15 protein-coding genes are annotated in these 16,414 nt (G+C 45.6%); all 15 read right to left on the bottom strand.

Features of this window, described 5'->3' with window-relative positions:
• Positions 1 to 60 precede the first annotated feature (60 nt).
• Positions 61 to 1,197: a glycosyltransferase family 4 protein gene (locus IT893_RS15700; RefSeq protein WP_064779733.1), complete on the bottom strand. Its 1,137-nt coding sequence runs from the start codon at positions 1,195 to 1,197 to the stop codon at positions 61 to 63.
• Positions 1,194 to 2,315: an N-acetyl sugar amidotransferase gene (locus IT893_RS15705; protein WP_064779734.1), complete on the bottom strand. Its 1,122-nt coding sequence runs from the start codon at positions 2,313 to 2,315 to the stop codon at positions 1,194 to 1,196. The genes IT893_RS15700 and IT893_RS15705 overlap by 4 nt, the downstream gene beginning before the upstream one ends.
• A complete protein-coding gene (locus tag IT893_RS15710; RefSeq protein ID WP_064779735.1) occupies positions 2,315 to 3,073 on the bottom strand; it encodes an AglZ/HisF2 family acetamidino modification protein in 759 nt (252 codons plus the stop codon). The genes IT893_RS15705 and IT893_RS15710 overlap by 1 nt, the downstream gene beginning before the upstream one ends.
• On the bottom strand, positions 3,070 to 3,693 hold the full coding sequence (gene hisH, locus IT893_RS15715; RefSeq protein ID WP_064779736.1) for an imidazole glycerol phosphate synthase subunit HisH: 624 nt from the start codon (positions 3,691 to 3,693) through the stop codon (positions 3,070 to 3,072). Before hisH ends, IT893_RS15710 begins: the two co-directional genes overlap by 4 nt.
• A 2-nt stretch (positions 3,694 to 3,695) precedes the next feature.
• A complete protein-coding gene (gene asnB / locus IT893_RS15720; RefSeq protein ID WP_064779737.1) occupies positions 3,696 to 5,648 on the bottom strand; it encodes an asparagine synthase (glutamine-hydrolyzing) in 1,953 nt (650 codons plus the stop codon).
• A gap of 10 nt (positions 5,649 to 5,658) precedes the next feature.
• The gene (locus IT893_RS15725; RefSeq protein WP_064779738.1) at positions 5,659 to 6,297 is read right to left on the bottom strand and encodes an acetyltransferase; all 639 of its coding nucleotides are present in this window, start codon (positions 6,295 to 6,297) and stop codon (positions 5,659 to 5,661) included.
• Entirely contained in the window at positions 6,298 to 7,278 is a 981-nt protein-coding gene (locus tag IT893_RS15730; RefSeq protein WP_197145866.1) for an NHL repeat-containing protein, read from the bottom strand.
• Between the two features lie 3 nt (positions 7,279 to 7,281).
• Positions 7,282 to 8,220, bottom strand: coding sequence for a Gfo/Idh/MocA family protein (locus IT893_RS15735; protein WP_209272103.1), 939 nt, complete (start codon positions 8,218 to 8,220; stop codon positions 7,282 to 7,284).
• A gap of 39 nt (positions 8,221 to 8,259) precedes the next feature.
• Complete coding sequence (locus tag IT893_RS15740) at positions 8,260 to 9,669, bottom strand: hypothetical protein (RefSeq protein ID WP_197145868.1); 1,410 nt, start codon at positions 9,667 to 9,669, stop codon at positions 8,260 to 8,262.
• Between the two features lie 89 nt (positions 9,670 to 9,758).
• Complete coding sequence (locus IT893_RS15745; RefSeq protein WP_157097691.1) at positions 9,759 to 11,018, bottom strand: hypothetical protein; 1,260 nt, start codon at positions 11,016 to 11,018, stop codon at positions 9,759 to 9,761.
• Between the two features lie 232 nt (positions 11,019 to 11,250).
• Positions 11,251 to 12,381, bottom strand: a complete 1,131-nt coding sequence (locus IT893_RS15750; protein WP_064779742.1) for a hypothetical protein — start codon at positions 12,379 to 12,381, stop codon at positions 11,251 to 11,253.
• A gap of 5 nt (positions 12,382 to 12,386) precedes the next feature.
• Entirely contained in the window at positions 12,387 to 13,406 is a 1,020-nt protein-coding gene (locus IT893_RS15755; protein WP_064779743.1) for a phosphotransferase, read from the bottom strand.
• On the bottom strand, positions 13,393 to 14,475 hold the full coding sequence (locus IT893_RS15760; RefSeq protein WP_064779744.1) for an N-acetylneuraminate synthase family protein: 1,083 nt from the start codon (positions 14,473 to 14,475) through the stop codon (positions 13,393 to 13,395). Before IT893_RS15760 ends, IT893_RS15755 begins: the two co-directional genes overlap by 14 nt.
• Positions 14,476 to 14,980: 505 nt before the next feature.
• Positions 14,981 to 15,706 carry a class I SAM-dependent methyltransferase gene (locus tag IT893_RS15765; RefSeq protein ID WP_197145870.1) on the bottom strand — a complete coding sequence of 242 codons (726 nt, stop codon included), beginning with the start codon at positions 15,704 to 15,706 and terminating at the stop codon, positions 14,981 to 14,983.
• Positions 15,699 to 16,412: a cytidylyltransferase domain-containing protein gene (locus tag IT893_RS15770; RefSeq protein ID WP_064779746.1), complete on the bottom strand. Its 714-nt coding sequence runs from the start codon at positions 16,410 to 16,412 to the stop codon at positions 15,699 to 15,701. Before IT893_RS15770 ends, IT893_RS15765 begins: the two co-directional genes overlap by 8 nt.
• Positions 16,413 to 16,414 lie beyond the last annotated feature (2 nt).

Raw genomic sequence — 16,414 nt, forward strand, 5'->3', positions numbered from 1 at the left:
AGAAAGTCCCAGAATCTTTATGAAATAGTGATGAGATATGCTACTTTTGTAGTATCTATTTTACGTTGCCTTAAATGAAAGAACGGCCTGAAGAACACTATCTGTGTCCTTAGCCCTAGCTAGCCAAGAATGGCTTTGAACAACTACTCTCCGCGCATTTTCAGACCATTTCAGGCGCTGATCTTCTGACTCGACGAGCTTCGACACGGCATTTGCCAAAACCTCCGGCTGCCCTGGCTCGATAACTATGCCGCAATTCTCTTCACGTATGAGTTCTGCTTGAAACGGCTGATTGGTAGCAATTACTGGAACGCCGGACGACAAACTTTCGAACAACTTGAGGGGGGCCAACCCTGTGACTGCCCGTCCCTCCAAGTTTTCGGGGCAGACTAAAGCCCCTGTCGCGCGCGCAACAATTGTAGCTAATGTCTGATAAGGCACCCGGCCATAATAGTGCACGTGGTCTAGACGTTCTGCTGCCATTTCGACAAATTCACGATCTTCGCCATCACCCGCAAAAACCACATGCATCCCAGCTGGCCAAGCAGGTTCTTCGATTGCTTCTAGGATAGTTCGAATACCCTGCCAACGAGCCATGGTGCCAAAAAAAATCAAAAACCTTCTAGGCAATATTTCTGTTAAACCGTTCACTTCTTTGGCAGCCTCAGGAGAAAACACATCTGTATTTGCGCCGTTTGGGATTAACGAGACAAACTTCTCTTCTCCGCAGATTTTCTTGGAAAGACTTACCAGACCGGGCGTAACAGCCACCACAGCATCCGACCAATTGAGTTGACTCTTCATCAACCAAGAGAAGAATGCCTTGAATCTTCTTGTATGTGGCCAGGCGATAAACAAATCATCTATTGGGCCGTTGACTTCTACAACGGTTGGAACACCGCCTATTTTAGCCCAAAGCGCCAATGGCCAAGCCGCGAAATGCCAGCGCATGTAATAAATGTCTGGCTGCCTCCTGAAAATAATAAGCGTTAAACTACGAGCAATCCCCGCCACCCGAGACAAAGCCCCGGGCAACCTACTCTGCTCATAATCAGGACAAAACAGATCAACCTGCCACCCTATATCCCTAAGATGGCGAACAATTTCGTGAACATGCGTATAGGACGCATGGCCCTCTCTGTTAGGCTCAGGACTGAGATAAGCCAGACGATATTTTTTGGTAGCCACCTGCGTCATAGCCCCAATTTTTCCGCTATATCCTTAATTATAATGCGAATATTCTTATCCGTGCGGTAGCAACTGTGGGGAACAGGGTCTGCCGCCATGACAGTATCAAACTCTCCCTGGCTTAGATTAAGCTTTTTAAGGACGTAGGCTTGATCTCTGCGAAGTTCATCTTCTTGGTACAAAGGTTTTTCGAGCTCCAACAGCGCTTGCGCTCGTGTGAGCTCACCATTTCTAACTAAAGCTGACAGATGGACTTTTCGTTTATCAATATTAAATTTGACCGGTAAAATGTACGCTTGGTAGAATTTCGTAAATATCGATTCGTAGTGTTTTCCTCCATAATATGTCCATCCAGTTTCCTCACTCAAAACTTTCATAGCAGCATCTTTGCGAAAATTAACTAGATTAAGAATTTCGACAAACTCGAACCCCATGTGGAATTTTCGCCGAATTGTACTCTTTAATAAACCCATACGAGGAAATGACGTTAGCTTAATTTCGCCAAATTTTCTGTGGATGTCTTCAATATTCGTAAGGTCATTCTTGTTCCACACCCAAGTTCTAGGCATACCGTGTTCTGTGGCAATATTGGTGCCCGAAAGAACATACCGAACGTTATGACGCTTAGCTAAATCAAACATTGACGCCATAATTGCGTGGTCGGAGAGCATCTCTATGTCGACGACACCGGCACGGATAAAACTCCGTTGTAAATCCCTGAATTCAGGCCAATTAATTACGTAGGTTTCGAGGTCAAATCCGAAAGCATCGACTAGGGTCTTAATATTCTTCACAGCAACTTCGGAATTCCATCCATTGTCGAAATGCACCGCCAAGACTCTCAAACCAAGTTTATGAGCGAGCAATGCAACGTAAGATGAGTCTACCCCGCCAGACATACCTACAACTGCATCGTATTTCCGATCAGCTGAGTAGCTGCGAATTCTATCCACCAGTTGACCGATCTTCTGCCGAGTTTCGTCTGGTGTTAGTTTAACCTGTGCCAGGCTCAACTCTGCCTGTTTGCAATGGTTACATACCCCAAACTGATCAAACGAAATTTCGGGATCTGAGGTGTCCATTACACATTTCGAACAAATTTGGCTGTCTAAAGTGCGATCATTCATTACGGTAAGACATTCTCAAGTTCACTACGGTTCGGATACGATATCAGCACGGCACGATGAGGGCCGTGATAAATGAAGAAGCTTCCGGCAGCCACGGCAGATGCGCCAGCTTTCGTTGCTTTTTCAAAATCTGCGATATCTCTAGCACCACCGCAAGCCACTATCGGAATGTCTACACAACTTGCAACCTCATTAATCAGCTGCAAATCATATCCCGATAGAGTTCCATCTTGATCAATTGCATTCAGAAGTATTTCCCCTGCTCCGCGCATAACCATTTCCTGTGCGAAGTCCTTCGGCTTTTGCCCGGTCTTCCGCGTGCCACCATGGGTCATCGCATGATATTGCCTCGTAATCCCTTGCTTTTTTACATCGATTGAAACGACAACACTTTGCGACCCGAAGCGCTTAGCCAAAATACTGACCAAGCCAGGATCATCGGCAAGAATACTGTTGAGAACGACTTTCTCCACTCCCAGGGCAAGCAACTCACCAGCCTGCCTCTCGGTTGTTATACCTCCTCCATATGCAACCGGCATAAATGCCTCGCTTACGATCTCACCAATGGCATTAAAGTCAGGAGCTCTTCCTTGCTTGCTTGCCGATATATCAAGCACCATTAATTCATCGACTTCTTTACTGTTAAATATCCGGACAGCGTTAATCGGATCACCCACGTAAGATGGTCTCTTGTAGCCCGTTGTCTTAACAAGTCCTCCATCAGCGATCAGGAGGCAAGGAATCACTCTAGTTTTCATCCTGCTTCAAGCCCTGAAAACCTCTCAAAAAGCTTCATGCCGAAACGATGGCTTTTTTCCGGGTGGAACTGTGCGCCAAATATGTTTCCTCGTTCCACAACCGCTGTTATGTCGGAGCCGTGCCACACAGTCCCTATCACATCTTCAGCCTTATGACAGACGACATGATAAGAATGCACAAAATAGAATCTGTTTTGATCTGCCGTGTCATCAAACAGACGACCACCTCGAACGAGTTTCAACTCGCTCCACCCCATATGAGGAACCCGCAGTTTTTGAGCATTATCTTGAAGGTCAAAACGCTTTGCCCTGCCATGAATCCACCCCAAGCCAGCAAGGTCGCCTTCATCGCTACCATCACACAACAATTGCATTCCGAGGCAGATACCAAGAACAGGCACTTTGCGATCCAGAACAGCTTCATTTAGTGCCTCTGTGAAGCAAAGCTCGTTTAGGCTTCGCATACCGTGATCGAATGCTCCCACACCCGGCAGGATAATCTTTTCGGCAGTTTTTATCTGTTTCCAGTCGGTCGCTATCTCTGCCTTGATCCCGAGATAGTTTAGCATATTGGTTATAGAACCAATATTTCCTGCCCCCCAGTTCACTACGGTAATCATCTCTATACCCGAACTTTAAATCGTTTCATCCACAGCCCAAAGCAAATCATTCTCCACAGCCTAGAATTGTATGGAAGATCACCATCAATCATCGCCGAGCCAATGTTGAACGCTTCTTCTTTCAGTATCCCCTGAGAGTTTTCTACGGCATCTTTGAGCATCCTTTTGAAATCGGCAGGACTGTCCTTACACACCCAAATTTCCTCCGGCGTTACAAACCCCATCTTATCTTTTCGGTTTCGAACCTTTTCCGGCAGCAACTGCTTCATTGCGGAGCGCAGAATTCTCTTAGATACCCCACCATCAAACTTATATTCATCCGGCATGCTGAGCACTAACTCAATAAGACGATAATCCATAAACGGTGCCCGACTTTCTATGGAATGCGCCATAGAGTCCCGATCCACCCACTTTAACTGCATCGGCAAGCTGGTCGCAGTTAACTGAGCGCGAGACAAACCTGAGAGATTTGGTTCCTGTCGCTTTTGAAGGCTCTGCATCGGATCGACAGGCATAATTCCCAATAACTCGGTGTTGATCCACGAAGGGCAAGACACTGAGCGCCCGCTTAATTTTCTAGCAAATTGCCGTAACCAATTAGGAGCCAGGTTATCAAGTATCTCGACAAGTAGAAAAAGAAGAGCTTTGTTCTGATATTTTCTTTGCGCTGAAAACTCTTTCAAGAACTGCCCAAATTTTCCTCTGGTGAGAAGGGAGGATAGGAAAAAACCAACATTACTCTTATATCCTGCAAGGGTTTCGTCAGCACCATGACCGTCAAGCACGACCTTTATCCCCGCCTCTTTTGATTCCTTGAAGACTCTCCACTCTGCGTAGACACTGGTCGATCCGAAAGGCTCATCATGGTGCCAGATAAGCATGTCCAAATCACGCCGCAAGCCATCATTATCAGGATAAATCATATGTTGAACGGTTGATGTTTTTGATGAGACAGAATCAATAAAATCGCCTTCATCAAATCGTTTGTCGACAGCTCTGGCTGAGAACGTGTGCATTGTTTTAGCGTCGCTTTCTCGATTAAGCACATCCGCCACACAAACGATAGATGAGGAATCTAGCCCCCCTGACAAGGCAGCACCAACTTCAACATCTGCATTTAGCCGAAGTTTTACAGCATTAACGAAGACGTTTCTAAAATTCACAACCGAGTCTTTATAAGGCTGCCTCCAACACTTTTGAGGTAACTCATACCACTGCTTTATTGGTAACGCGGAAGCTATTTCATCAATATTGCATTGAACGTAATGGCCCGCAGGCAATTGCCAAACACCTTCAAACAAGGTTTTTGAAGTATGGTCGGTTAAACCCCAGTTCAAATAATCGAATGCAGCCTTGCGTTCCAACTTGGGAGCCCAATTGGATAGAAAGGTAAATTGTTTTATTTCAGAAGCTAGAGCCAGAGACTGAGCATCCGGACGCCACCAGTACAGAGGCTTGACCCCATATCGGTCACGAGCAGCGAAGATGGTTTCGGAAATCGAGTCAAATATAACAAATGAAAACATGCCGTTAAGATGACGTAGGCAATCATTCCCCCATTCAGCGTAGGCGCAGATTAGGACTTCGGTATCAGAGTCCGAAGTGAATCCGTAACCTTTAACCTCCAACTCTGCTCGAAGTTCCTTGAAGTTATATATCTCGCCATTGAATGTGATCCAGTATCGTCTTTGAGATCCAAAACTCATTGGTTGACTCGCGGCACTGGACACATCAGTAATCGCCAACCGCCTGTGTCCTAGAGCGACTCTTGTTCTCTCTGACTTCAGTTGAAGTGCCTCTTTGCGAGTGCAAGTAAGTTTCTGTCGGCCATCTTGACTGAAAAAAGCATAACCTTGACCGTCGGGCCCCCGATGAACGATCGCATCGCACATTTTCACCAAGTCATGTGCTTGGCTTCTTGCAGTTTGTGAAATAAGCGCAGCAATTCCACACATCTTCCAAACCTTATTGTTTAGGGGATTTAGCGATCTGGCGAGCAGGAACACCTACCCAACAGGTATCCTGTGGAAGAGATCGGATTACAACTGTCCCTGCTCCAACGACAGCGTGTTGGCCTACCTCTAGATTCGGAGAAATTACTGCGCCCGCGCCAATCATAGCACCGCGCCGCAAAGAAACACCACCCGTCAGTATTGCTCCGGGAGATATCGAGGAAAAATCCGCGATATCGCAGTCATGATCAATAGATGAGCTTGTATTAACAATGACATGACATCCAATCCGGACACCTACATTTATTGTTGCGGAGGCAGCAACGAACGAACCATCGCCAATCTGCACATCGTCGGCCACAACAGCATTAGGATGAACTACGGTTGCAAAGTCTGTTATACTAATCTTAGCTGCGACCGATTGTCGTAAAGCGTTATCTCCAATCCCCACAATCACCTTTAAATCAGCTATACTTTTCTTGAGATTTGTAAGTATATCGTCTCCACCGAGAATGGGCAGCCCGTCTACAAGAAGTCCTGCAGGTAAGTTGTTGTCAAGGTATCCAAGGACGGAAAATTTCCCGGATTTCTGTGCCGCAGATGCAATAACGCGAGCATGACCAGAAGCACCGGCAACTACTAGACTATCCATTTAAAGTAAACTCTTTACGTAAACTTCGCCTTTTGCTGAGTTTGCCACTACGCATCTACCATCAAATATTTGTGCATCATATGGGTTCTCAAGCGGGAGACTGTAATCATCAGCCACAAAGCGCCCTTCGGCGTCGAACCACTGCAATCGACTGTTCCCCCAGTCGGTAACGACTAAGTTTGCGTGGCTATCGAAACTTATCGATACAGGTGCGTAAAAAGCTCCGAGGCTCTTTGACGCTTCCACGGACTTTGCAGTACGTACCCACCCCTTTTTCTCACCTCCAAGACATCCGATAAATTCGCCGTCAGGGCTAAATTTCTGCAACCGGTGATTCCATGTATCGACAACGATCAGGTTTCCTTCATGATCAGTTCTTGCCATATGCGGCCGATCAAAGAAACAAGCACCACTTCCAGGCATGAAACCTTCACTTTCTCTAAACCCAGGCCTCCCGCCCCCAAGTGCGCCTTTCAGTGACATTGTATAAGTGTCATATGCAAACACTGCGTTCAAGCGATACTCAGTAACCCAAAGAAGACCATTTGCACCTAAAACCCCGGTGGCGGGTCCAGCCAAAGTAGGCTCATTATCCTCTCCTCTCCCCCATACTTTAAGGAGGCTCCCCTCCGAAGAGAGCATAATGACGCCGGGATCATAATATGTGGTAACAAACATCGCACCATCAGCCGCAACTGCAATCGAATGCGGGCCATTAAAGTCCAAAGGTTTTCGACGCTTGTGTGATTGCACCCGACCATTTAGCACTTCGACTGGGGATGACCACCCGGCGACATTGTCTAGCCACTGAAAATATTCGAGTTTCGCATCGAACCGAAAAATACAATGCAAATCCATGTCTGCAACGTAATATCTTCCCTGCAGATCTGCAGCTAATCCAAAAGGCCTTCCAAAACCAGTGAGACAACACGCTCCCGAGATAGTTTCTCGGCTGATGACCGGGCGAAACCGCGAAAACAACTGTCAAACACCAAAAATCTGGTTGATGAGCCGCATCGTATGAAGGCTATCTTCAAGGCTAACCGCGTGACTTTCCTCCCCCCTCACCCGAGCGATGACAGCCTCGGCCTGACGCAAAAAACCGGCCTTAAACTCAACATCAATCGGATCAATTTCCACGGGATTTTGAACGCGTTCATTCACATTTTGGTAAGCTGCTTTTTCCAGTGGTTGCATTACCCACCGGCGGCTTGGAGTACTCAAAGCACAAGCCCATGGCCCAGGCCCCTTCCAAATCCCTTCATATAAAGCGCTATCACCACTATCAAAGTTTATGTGAGCCAGAACCACTTCAGTATCTGCACCCTTCCAAGGCATAACAGGCTGAACATTTGTAACTTTCCCTCTGCATAGGCAAAGCATCATATCAATGACGTGAATAGAATTGGCATACATAAATTTCTGCACAACCTCTTCAGGATGCCCATGCAAGCGAGCCTCTTCGTAATTTTGTTGATCCTGAACATGAACGTAGCGGTGCTCATTTCGTTGTTCAACATCGAGAAGAATATTTTGCAAGCTGCTGTAAAACCTGCGATTAAACCCGACCATAACAGGTTTATCTCGCCCTTTTGCCGCAGCAGCTATATCTTCTGCATCACTCAAGTCGTAGCCAGCAGGTTTCTCTAGTAAAACGGCCCAATCATGAACGAAGACCTCCTTAGCGACAGCATTTGCTGCGAGCTCAGGAACAGCAACTACCACCAGATGTGCAGCACTTTTTTCCTTTAGCTCCGCAATGTTGTCGCAGACATTGCCAAAGTTGTGCTCTTGTGCCAGAGCTTCGGCTTTCGCACGGGTCCTGCTGTAGATCCCGGTAACTTGCACACCATTCAGAGCACTAAAAGCCCGAATGTGCTCCTTTGCCATCGACCCTGCGCCGACTATTGCCACATTAATCATTTAACCTCTCACAACTAACAGCAGCTATCTAACACCGCATTACTCAGAAGCTCTAACAACGTCCTCGTATGCGCACATTTCTTCAATAAGGGCGACAATTCGATCTGCAGACTTCCCATCCAGCATCCCCCAACGATGGGCGGCCAGCTTTGCATCACGCTGAAGATCCCGAAACTTGTCACAATTAGGCCTTAGGCTTTCAAGCGCATTCTTGAAACTATCCTCTGAGGCAACGGTAAGCACGCCCGGCACCCCCTTGAAATCGTCATAGTCGTAGTGGAAAAGGTCATAGTTAACAACGGGCACTTCGCAAGCAATGGCCCACCTGATCGTAGCCGAAGCAAAAGCCAAATAAACATCAGACAAAGCTACTAGCCTAGCTGTATCAAATTCAGTAACAATAATCCCATACTTTTCGAGCCCGATTCCCATTTCCAAATTATTGGGGTGCGGGCGGAAAATTACATCATAAACATTCGTGAGAGGTTTAAGGAGAGTTCCCAAGCGAACAATGAACTGGTGGAAGTCGCTGTATTCGAAACCGGAAGGACAACAACCGGATTGATCAGGGCATCCCCCAACAACCAATATAGGCTTATCCCCCTCGATATGCAGGTCGCCCTTCAATCTGCTCACTTCTTGTGCTTTATTATTTTTAAACTGTGCCAGATGATCATCCGAAATTGACCCAACCACTCTTATTTTTTTTTTCGGAATTCCGGACTGCAGATAATAATGTTTCATTGCCAAATTTTCGACCGCGATCACGTTTGCAAAACCCGAATTCATCATCCAAGGATTTGGCGGAGAGGTTTTAGTGAGAATCTGCCCCAGAATATAAGGAGCTGGCATTCTTACCAAAGATACCCCATCTTGGCTCATAACCCAATTCGGGAATAGTTTTCCCATTGCGCGGTTCCAGATTCCTTTCAAATGATAATGCGCATTTCCACATAAACTCTTGAATGCCTCTTGTTCATTTGCAATCGTGTATGGAATTATTACTGTCGGTATATTTAACTCATGCCCAGCTTTAATTATTAGCGGAGATATATACCCAACTACATCTTCAGGAACGATGATAACATCTGGACTTGATGTTTTGACGACCCCCTTCAACGCTCTTTTTTCAGATAAATAAAAACAAACAATTCTAACCGAATTATACAGAATCAATAAAGTCGTATATTTTGTCAAAAACTCCTTTATTTTTCCCAAAAAAATTCTTTTAGAGAGCGCTAGAAGATAATCATATAATCTTGTGAAACTAGATAATCTATCTGACGATGCTTCTGTTTTAGAACGCCTTCCCATACCAATTTGGCGTAACTCAACGTGAGAGAAGTCACCTTCATTCTCCTCTTGTTTAATGGAAGCAATGATATCAGTATCACTTCCGGTTTCCCCATGAAAATACAGGAAATGAATTTCCCAACCTTTATTTTTCAAAGTTTTAGCGCATCTCCTCATTTCGACATAGTCTGATGGTCTCTGAGAAACAAGAAGAGCCCTGCCTGAAGAGGCCTTATGGTTTATCTTCAAAGCACTAAATCCTCAACTGAAGGCGCATCAACGCTATATATACCGACTTTAGCAGTCAAATATGAATTGGAAACATCAGAAACATCGCTATTAAGCTCTTTGTTAAACTTCCCAACTATTTGGAAAAATTCGCTTTTGTCAAAGCAAGGAACAACGAATTCCGCCAACTCTGGCATTCTAAAGGTCTCGTCAATCCCCATTCCACTATTACGCTCTTGCAGCCCAATTACCGACAACCCGATTCCGATTGCTTCAACCATCATCAATGAAGTGTATCCAACAACTACATCTGAGGCTATGATTGCATCGAAAGCCTCAACGTCATCAGGCACAACCGAAACAGTGCTGGGATATTTCTTGGCTAATTTGCGGTATTCTCGCGCGCTTTGCCGCTCAAGCGGGTGAATTTTTATACTTAAATGGAACAGGTTACTTTGTGCACTTGTCATGCCTTCAAGCACATTCGTCCAGAAACTAATAGCATCTCTCCGGACGTAACCTTGAGTGGGGAATAGTAACTTTAATGGTCTAGGGCCACCCGGTTTTTCAAGTTTCCTTTGCTGCGACCACAGTTGCCGATACTCTTCAATCAGAGGATTTCGCGCGACAAGGATGTTTTCTGGTGACCAGTATCCGGCTTGGCGTAATTGCCTTGCCCATACCTCCCCAAAGACTACTTGGGAATCTGGGATCGCCCGCATGAAAGGCACATACCTGTGGCGTTTACTCCAAGAGTAGTCTGGCTCCCTTGTACTAAACATGCCGTGCTGGATTTCAGTTACATGGATCCCCAAAGATTTTGCGGCAGCAAGTTCGGGAACTTTTCCGTCGGCGTCTAAGACGATGACCTTACTGACCCGAGAACGAGCCAAAAGGCACCTAGTAAATAAAAATCTACAGCAAAAGCGAGCTAGTTGGTCAGAAATTAGATTAAATACCTCGTTCACATCAAGATGTGGGAATTCTTTTAAGAGCTCATCGGATAGAAGCTTAGCAATTTTTTGTTCCTTCTCTCTTTTTCTGAGGACACTCGCAAAAACCGCAACTACCGAACTAATTCCATAATCTTCAATTTCCCCGGGAAAAGGAAACCGCTTTCCTGCACGCCCCCAAGGAAAGCGATAATGTATCCATGATCGATTTCGTTCTATTCGCTCAAGATTTCCAAGATGAGGGTGAAGTTTCTGACCACTTGGCAATAATACAGGCCGCGCCTCATAGAATACAGCGCCACTCTTATGAGAGGGGTACGACAAGTTGGCGACAACCTGCCATAAGCCTGAAGATATTCTAAGGACAACCTCCGAGAACGCTATCCGGCTCCCCCCTTCAATAGCAACCGAATTGTTGAGACAGTATAGCCATAGTCTCTCTTTAACTATCGGCCATGCCCACCAACCGCGGAATGAAGTCTCAAGAATTACAGGATTATTGTCTAGACGAATAAATCGCGAGTTTACCTCTTCGTGACTTGGATTGGGGAGTACCTTAGCGTGCATTGGTTGCTACAAGAGAACTATGAATGTGATTAAGAACGATTTCAGGGGCTTTAATAGGACTTGGCAAGTGCTTTGCTGCAGACCAATACTTCTCTTTAACCCGCTTAGAACCGGCCAACGCCAAAACACTCGATAGGTCTCGAACGTCGTTAATTGCCAGGACCAAGCCCGATTTTAAGTACGGAAATTCATCGAGTTTAACCATCTTGTGGAAATAATCGATAATCTCTGGATCAAAAAACAAGGAGACCGGTGTGATAAGTGGAACCTCAGAAAAATAGTTCAAATAGGCAACATCATAGGTGCAATTTGAAAATGCGCTACATACGACATCACACGTCAAAAGAGAGTGCTCGACATCTTGCCCCTGGCAGATAACACATGGCATCCCAGCATCCGCAAAACGCTGAACGGTCCAACGTATATCGCCTTTATCTTCTCTGGGATGTGGTCGGTATAGCGCTTTGTATTCTCCCTTTTGAGCGATCATTGCATCGACCCATGCATTCAAAGTATTCCTGTATCCTTTAACCCAGTGCAATGCCTGCCCATAAAACCCAACGACAGTTGTTTCTTTGGATGCACCAATTCGCCTTCTTTCTTTTTCTCTAATCGCATTAATATCCATGCTTTGGTAGGCGGAGTGCCGAGGGGACCCCACACTGACAGCATTAAGCCCATGACGGTTTTCGCTTAGACGCACAGCCTCATCGTCCAGGGCGAAATATAGCTGAGCTCGGGCCCCAAAAAACTGGTTAGCCTCCCCCCAGAAGTCTTGCATAACGAATTTTGGCCCCTTGAAAACAGCTGTAATTGCTTCATCCAGCCCCCCATCAAATGGAGTAGACAATCCACTCAAAACAGCGTCTGGCTTCAAAGAATCGATCAGATCCCGCGATTTTTGAAGTAGATTTTCCCCTTCAACCGAAGGCATTTCTTTAGCGGGCGGAAGATCCACTACGGTGGTTAGAAAGCCTGCCTCATCAAAATACCTGCTCGCCGGCTGCTGCGTAACGATATCGATATGAAGGTCATCAAAGTTCCTAGAACACTTAGCTATTTCGATTAGATGAAGAGCTGCTGCAGGATCTCTTGCTGTAAGAAGTATTTTGTATTTCAAAGATATTAGTCCTTAAAAATATTTAGAATCACTTCAGCGCGATAACGGGACATTTTCTCAAGAAAGAAGAATTTTTTCCATTCACTTTCTAAAACTTTTGACCCGGAAAGCTCTCCATTGACAAGAACCATCAATGATCGAAGTGCGAGGGATCTAAGAACTTGAACAGGTTCAATATAGACGCTTTGTAGTTCTGTCTTTATTTGAGATCTATATCCATGCAGGAACGCCTTTCCTAATCGGCTTGCTTCCAAATCGTTGTCTACACGAACTAAAACAAAACGCTCAATTGCAAATAAAACCTCGTATTCAACAGGAAGAACGCTATGAGCAGTATCTTCAAAATCCATAAAAACAGGAGTGTTGTTCAAAATCAGCACGTTACCGGGGTTAACGTCCCCATGCAAAGGCTGTGTGAACCATTGAGATCTCTCAAAATCAAGTTCTGCGTCGTTCGCTAAGTTTAAAAGACGTTGCGGATAGGGGCCTAGTTCCACTCCACTACTCACAATATATTGTCGAGTTTTTGATAAGGCCTTTAATCTTTGCGCAGTCCTAAGCCTCCAACGTTCACGATGAGGCACGTTCCTTAGAGCCTTATGCAACTTAGCAAGGCTAACACCAAATGCAAAAAGCTCATCTACAGCTAACCCAACACGACGCCCCTCAAGATAGGGCATTTTGACGATGACTTCGCCACTCGGCAGTCGGTACTGACCTGACGCAACAACTACAGGAACTTTGTTAGAAGCGAGCCACGCGCTGGCTTTTTCTGCCTCTTCTGATTGACATACTTCACTGTCTTCTAATATTTTAAAAATGAATTTCCGGCCGTCTGGCTCGTCGAGCCTAAACATTCGATCAGACACAACGTCACCAAACTTTGCTGCCCAGAACTTCCCTTCGGAACCAACAACTTTTGCTATTTGGAAAGCGATATCTTTGGAAGCGACCTCCCAACCTGGTATCGCTGGCTCTAGCCCTTCCCAAGCTGGTGGGCGAATACTAAAGTTACTGGGCGACATCGGCCCACTGAATCGGCAGCCCAGCCAACACTTTTCTCGAGAGTTTCCGACCGCGAACACTATCCCAGTCTTGAACTGGGATGCCGCGACACGGAAATGCAAAACGCACGTTACCGAAATCAATAGGGTCGCCAACACTCATATCTTTGGCCGCCACTAGGCACTGACGCTGTGAAGTTCCTATCACTCCCTCAATCGGAATCCCTATGTCTCGTTCGAAATTACCGAGAGATAACCAAACATTATGTACCGAACGCAGGACTTCTGGCAGATCATCAAGATCCATGGTGTGTGAAATATCAATATCGAGATCATCAGGATCGACATGCACCCCCTTTTCGACAACAGCAGCTCCGAGAGCTATTGCTGCATAGAGCATTTCAATGCCGGTGTGATGATCAGACAGGCCTACAGGCAGATTGAACCTCTCCCTGTAGGTTTGAAGTATCCTCAGGTTATGCGCTTTTGGCAATGCTGGATGGCCATCGGGACTGTGTTCGACAACAATGTCATTACATCCGGCCTCCCTCGCCGCTTTGACCGCCATTTCGACTTCCAAGAGAGTTGCACGGCCAGTATCTATTACAAGAGGCAGCCCCTTAGTAGCGCAGTGCCGAATTAGTGGAATATGCACCAAATTTGCTGAGGCTATCTTTAAGGAGCAAGCTCCTATTTCATGCGCAAAGTCTGCTCCTTTGAAGTCGTAAACAGATACAATAAAGGGCGCCCCTGCATCACTACAATTACGCAAGATCTTCTCGTAGCTGTTGAGTGAGAGTACCTTACGCTCTATTAAATCTCTGTAGTTTTCCTGCTGTACTCGGCCATCTTTAGATGCATAAGTTTCAAGTGTGTCACCAGGCAAACATATCTCCGCATCGTGGAGAATTTCCGTTTTTAGTACCATTGGCTGTTCAGCGATTGATTGCCCAATGCCAATTATCCGCTGGACCATTTCTGAAGCCAACTCAACATCTTGACCAAAAAAACCCCCGATTTCCGCTAAAAACACCGGTGGCTTATCTTCCGAGTTGAGCTCATATCCGCCCAGCGAAAAAGAATGCACCATTCGAAATAACCCTTAACGTTAGTTTATCTGTTGGAAAGCCGAGATCAGATGCTTGACTTTATTCAGTTAATTTTGGCAAAGCCACGCTTGGGGCGTTTTCCATCACGCCCCAGAGCTTCTGCTTTGTACGATTGAGAATGTGCTCGTTCTTAATGTATACTCCGTTTTAAACAACTTCTTCGAGAAGTTTACAGTAGACGGAACCCCTTCTCAAAAACGAATTAAAACGCAGAATCACACTTGTGCACTTTCAACCAACACACTTCGTAATTCACCACATAGCTTTCGCAACCTAGCTATTTCGTACGATGGTGACAAAATACGTCAAAAGACATCATGTTCAACAATCGATCCAAAAAATTAAACCAAGGCGATCGTGAGGCTACAACAAACAGTATATCCCAGCACCTCTCGGGTAGCTATTATCCCGGCAAATTAAAGTTCACCCATTAATTTTACGTAGGGCAAAAGCACGTAGTCGGGATAGAAGACGCACCGCTATAGCTTATTTTTGGGGCTTGTGTACGATCATAAAATAGTGATCAATCATAATCTTAAGGCCATTGGTTAGCTGCAAATCTCGATATTGCGTCTGCATTGTCCAAGTTCTTATTGGATCCTCCCGTCTTGGAATATCGAACGGTATCTGGAAACGCTGTAGCTCGAGCCTTGCCCCCAGGTCCGCCACTAATTCTTCAATGGTCTCCCTACTGAATATATTCCAACCAGTCTCCCAAGAACCCGGAGAACCATCAGGTCGCTTACGATGACGTATCATCGCGTCAACACCAAACTCGTTCAGAGGAGATAAGACGACAATTAACCCCCCCGGTTTAGTAACTCGATAGAGATTGTCCCAGTACACATTTATTTCTAACTCATTAAAAATAGACATACAGCCTATTGAGGTAACGAGGTCAAATTTTTCAAACAAAGAGGCGGGTAACTCCAGCGCTGAGGCACGCGTAAATTGCGCCTCAGGGAGAAGCCTTGATCCCACATCTAAAAGGCTCTGAGTTACATCAACACCAACTAGTTCACACTCTTTAAATTCCGTCGACAAGAATCCAAGTAATTCGCCAGCGGCACAGCCTACATCCAAAACACTAGAACAATCCTCACCAATGCGCTTCTTTAGGATGTTTAGTAGCGACTTAAACGTCTCCTTCGGCTCATTACTCCAACCTTCATCTATGTAATGCTGATGATTTCTGTAGGTTGCATTACTCAAAATATGCCTCCTTACGAGCCTTCAAAATTAGTTCAGCCAACTGGAAATCAAATTCGTCGTCAATATCCACGCTATCAATTCTACTCATCAAATAAGGGACGCTTGGTTTACAATAGAATCTTTGTTCAGCTCTAAAAATGTCTGCATTTACTACATATATAGCGCCATTCTGCTGGTAGACGTCAGTCATATTTTGTCTGCGCGCTTCCATGTCCCGGTCAGTTGTAAACGGGCGAATTTCTGAATTCTCAATGAGAACCGTTTTCCCGGGATGCACAGCCACTTCACAAATGCTCATTGCCGAAGCCCCGTTGGCGTTTTCATACGCGCTAATACATTCGTCAATATTTTCCGCTGTCCTCAATGGAGATGTCGGTTGCAACAAGACCACAGTTTCTGGGTGAACACCCTGACTATCTAAAGTCCGCAATGCGTGGATAACTACTTCGTGATTTTGGGCAGTATCTGATGCTAGTATACTAGGCCTTTCAATTACGTTGGCCCCAGCAGCTGCAGCGCAAGTAGCTATTTCGATGTCGTCAGTAGACACATAGACTGCGTCTATTGCTTTAGCACTCAAAGCTGCCTCAATTGAGTACACCACAAGCGGTTTGTTCAATAGTAATCTTACATTTTTTCGCAGAATTCCCTTTGAGCCCCCGCGAGCCGGTATTATTGCGACAACTTTCGCGTTTTCTTCTTCCATGT

Origin of the sequence: Thalassospira sp. A40-3 (assembly GCF_015871485.1) — a bacterium.
GTDB classification, from domain to species: Bacteria; Pseudomonadota; Alphaproteobacteria; order Rhodospirillales; family Thalassospiraceae; genus Thalassospira; species Thalassospira tepidiphila.